Annotated in this window: 1 protein-coding gene and 1 pseudogene; both read right to left on the reverse strand. The window is 74.0% G+C overall.

Features of this window, described 5'->3' with window-relative positions:
* A pseudogene (locus tag MHW47_RS32645) lies at positions 1 to 213 on the reverse strand (hypothetical protein); the annotation flags it as partial.
* Positions 210 to 4292 (reverse strand): condensation domain-containing protein, encoded by a 4083-nt coding sequence (locus tag MHW47_RS32650; RefSeq protein ID WP_239227464.1) that lies wholly within the window; start codon positions 4290 to 4292, stop codon positions 210 to 212. The pseudogene MHW47_RS32645 and the gene MHW47_RS32650, both read right to left, overlap by 4 nt.
* Positions 4293 to 4308: the final 16 nt, after the last annotated feature.

Here is a 4308-nt window from a genome sequence, read left to right on the forward strand (position 1 = left end):
GCCGCCGTCGGCGACCGTGAAGCGGGCGCGCAGCGGCGCCGATTCGGCGACGGCCGCGGCGAAGGCCGTCTCGATGAGGCCGGGGTCCAGGGGTCCGGCGATGTCGAGGGACACGCCCACGTGGAAGCGCCCGGCCCCCGCGAGCCGTTCGCCCAGCCAGATGCCGCGCTGGGCCGTGGTCAGCGGCAGCGGCGGGTGGCCGGGGCCGCTCACCGCTCCACGTCCGACCCCGCGCCCTGGCCCCGCAGCGGCAGGACGAGGGCCTCGGCGATCTCCGCGAGCGGGCCCGGCCTGCCCATCTCGGCGTGGGGGCAGTCCACGGGCCGTACGTCGGGCTTGCCGCCGTCGACGTACGGCTGCCACTGGCGTGCGGCTTCCTCGGCCGAGGTTTCGAGGGCGGTGAAGACCAGCAGGTCGCCGGTGTAGCGGGAGGGGGTGTGGTCGTGGGAGAGGACGGCGTTGTTGGTGTAGACGCGGCAGAGGGTTTCGATCATGGCTTCGTCGAAGGTGGCGAGGAGTCCGGGGTAGGCGCGGGCGATCTCCAGGAACCGGGGGTAGGTCATCTCCTCGTCGGCCCACAGGGCGGGGTCGTATCCGAAGAACTGGAGGACCGTGCGCATGACGTGGTCGGGGCCGAACCGGGGTGCGGCGCTGTCCGGGCGGTCGCCGTCCGCTCCGTCGCAGGCGGCGCCGTCGTGGCCGGGGGTGTCGTCGGCCGGGGCGGTGGCCGGTATGGCGTCGAGGACGGCGAGCAGGCCGACCTCCTGTCCGGCGCGCTGGAGTTGTACGGCCATCTCGTGGGCGACGATGCCGCCGAAGGACCAGCCGAGCAGGTGGTAGGGGCCGGTGGGCTGCACGGTGCGTATCCGGGCCACGTAGTCCGCCGCCATCTCGGTGATCGTTCCCGGCAGAATCCGTGTCCCGTCCAGGCCGCGTGCCTGGAGTCCGTACAGCGGCTGGTCGGCGCCCAGGGGGCCGGTGAGGCCCGCGTACGACCAGGCGATGCCGGCTGCGGGGTGTACGCAGAACAGCGGCGGGCGGCTGCCCTCCTCGCGCAGCGCGAGGAGTACGCCGGTCTCCCCGTCGAGGGCCGACGGGCCGGTGGTGTGGTCGTCGGCGGCGGGGGTGCCGGTCGCGGGGTCGTGGGGTTCGCCGCCCGCGAGGAGGGCGGTCGAGTCGACCGCGCCGACCTTGGTGTGCGGTGCCCGCGCGCTGTGGTGCAGCAGGGCGACGAAGCGCCGGGCGAGGTCGTCGGCCCGGTCCGGGGCGATGAGGTGGGGGCGGTACTCGACCTGCACGGTCAGCAGGTCGTCGCGGTGGCTGATGACGACGCCCAGCGGGTAGTGCTGCCGGTCGTCGCCCGAGGCGCGGACGAGTTCCAGGCCGGGGGCGGGGCGGCGCAGGGCCTCGCCGTCGAAGGGGTAGTTGGCGAAGGACATCATCGTGTCGAACATGTCGCCGCTGTCGGTGATGCGGCGGATGTCGGTGAGGCTGATGTGCTGGTAGGGCAGAAGTTTGGTCTGCTCGTCCTGGATGCGGGCGAAGAGGTCGCCGAGCGACTCGGCGGGGTCGATGCGCACCCGGGTCGGGAGGGTGTTGATGAAGAGGCCCACCATCTTCTCCACGCCCGGCAGTTCGGCCGGGCGCCCGGAGACCACCGAGCCGAACACGACGTCGGGGCAGCCGGTCTCCTCGCCGAGCACGAGCGCCCAGCAGGCCTGGAGCACGGTGGCGAGCGTCAGCCCGTGCCGCCTGGCGGTGCCCGCCAGCGCGTTCGTCTCCGACGCGTCGAGGGAGAAGCGCAGGTGCCGCGAGGGCAGCGGCTCGCCGGGGTCGCGGTCGCCGATCCGGGTGGGGGTGAAGCCGGCCAGTGCGGTGCGCCAGGCGCCCTCGGCGGCCTCGGTGTCCACGTGGGACAGCCAGCGCACGTACTCGCGGAACGGGGTGCCGGCGGGCAGCCCGTGCGGGGTGCCGGTGACCTCCGCGCGGTAGTGGGCGAACAGTTCCCCGATGACGACGGGCAGGGACCAGCCGTCCAGCAGGATGTGGTGCGTCGACAGGACCAGCCGGCGGCGGCCGCCGCCGAGGTCGGCGAGGAGTACCCGCAGCAGCGGTGCCTCGACCGGGTTGTAGGGCCGGGAGCGTTCCTGGGCCAGGAGCCGTTCCATCTCGCGTTCCTGCTCGTCCTGGGGCAGTGCGCTCAGGTCGCGGTCGCGCCAGGGCACGTCGACGCCGGGCCGGAATATCTGGACGGGCTGGGCGAGGCCGGTGTGCACGAAGGCGGCGCCGAGGTTGCGGTGGCGGTCCAGGAGCGTGCGGAAGGCCCGGCGCATGGCGGTGGTGTCCAGGTCGCCGTCCAGCTCGAGCCAGAACTGGACGGTGTACAGCGCGTGGGCCGAGTCCTCGGCCGTGCCGTCGTCCGGGCTGTTCAGCGAGCCCAGGAGCAGGTGGTAGAGCATGCCCTGCTGGAGCGAGGAGAGCGGCAGGATCTCGTCCAGGCCGGGGTGGTCGCGTTCCAGCAGTTCGATGTCCCGCTGGTCGAGGGTGACCAGGGGGAAGTCCGACGGGGTGCGTCCGCCGGCGCCCGGCTGCGCGGCGTGCTCGGCCAGGGCGTCGAGCGCCTCGAACCAGTGGTCGATCAGTGCGTCGACGCGCTCGTCGTCGACGGCGTCCTGGGCCCAGGAGAACGCGATGCGCAGCGCGGTGCCCTGCGCGGTGTCCTCGGTGAGGGCGTTGACGGAGAGCGGGTGGTCGAGCGGCATGTCGGCGTCGGCGCCCGCCGTCATGCCGGTCTCGGGCGCGGGCGACCAGTCCTGGTCGCCGCCCTCGGAGGGCAGCAGGAAGCGGCCGAAGTAGTTGAAGCCGATGTCCCGGGGCGCGGCCGCGGCCAGTGCGCGGCGTCCCTCGTCGGGGCCGAGGTGGCGGAGCATGCCGAAGCCGATGCCCTTGTCGGGGATGGCGCGCAGCTGTTCCTTCACCCGGCGCAGGGCGGCGCCGAGTTCGGCTCCCGAGGGCACCGCCGTGTGCGCGATGCCGGGTGCCATGCGCACCGGGTACATGCTGGTGAACCAGCCGATCGTGCGGGACAGGTCGGCGCCGGGCACCACGGGTTCACGGCCGTGGCCCTCGACGTCGATCAGCACGTCCCCCGTGGTGCCGAGGCAGCGCTGGACCGCCACGGCGAGCGCGGTGAGCAGCACGTCGTTGATCTCGCAGTGGAAGGCGAGCGGGATGGTGGTGAAGAGGTGGCGGGCGCGCTCTGCGTCGTAGACGACGGTGCGGGAGCGGGCGGTGCCGGTGGTGTCGCGGGCCGTGTCCAGGGGGCGCCGGGCGAACCGGGGGCCCTGGACGTCGAGCATCGTTTCCCACAGGGGGAGTTCGGCCTGCCGTTCGGGCGTGCGGGCCTGTTCCGTCAGGGACCGGCTCCAGTGCCGCAGCGATGTCTCGACCGGGCGGAGCGCGGGCGTGCGGCCGGCTTCGGCGTCCTGGTAGGCGCCGACGAGGTCGGGCACCACGACGCGCCAGGAGACGCCGTCGCAGGCGAGGTGGTTGGCCATGAAGAGGAGCCGGCCCGGCCGGTCGGGGCCCGCGTCGAACCAGACGACGCGGATCATGCGCCCGGCCGTGACGTCGAGTTCCCGCTGGGCGCGTGCCGTCTCCCGTGACAGGAGCCGCAGAAGCCCGTCGCCCTCGGCGTCTTCCGCCGGTACGCGGCGTACGGTGTCGGCGGCGCGGACGCTGCCGACCGGCCTGACCTCCAGGGACCAGCCGGGCGTCGAGCGGTCGAGGCGGAGCCGGAAGGCGTCGTGGTGGTCGATGAGCGCCTGGACGGCGGTGGTCAGCCGGTCGGTGCGCAGGCCGCCGGGTACCCGCAGCAGTACGGCCTGGTGGAAGCCGTCGACGGGACCGCCCTGGTCGCGCAGCCAGTGGACGATCGGGGTGAGGGGGACGTCGCCCACGGCCGCCGATTCGGCGCCCGTGGTCCGTCGCCCGGTCTCCCGGGCGACGCGGGCGAGTGCCTGGACGGTCTTGTGCTCGAAGATGTCCTGCGGGATGAGGACGAGGCCGGACTGGCGCAGGTGGCTGACCAGTTGGATGGACATGATGCTGTCGCCGCCGAGGTCGAAGAAGCTCCGGTCGCGCGGGACGTCGGTCTCGCGGAGCACGGCGGCGAAGGCGGCGGCGACGAGGTCCTCCCGGGACGGGAGCGGGTCGGCCGGGGCGGGTGCGGGCTCGGCCGGGGCGGTCGCGGGTACGGCGGGCTCGGTGGACGCGGGGGGCACGGTGGCCACGGCAGGCGCGGGTGCG

Source organism: Streptomyces sp. OfavH-34-F (genome assembly GCF_022347745.1).
GTDB lineage: Bacteria > Actinomycetota > Actinomycetes > Streptomycetales > Streptomycetaceae > Streptomyces.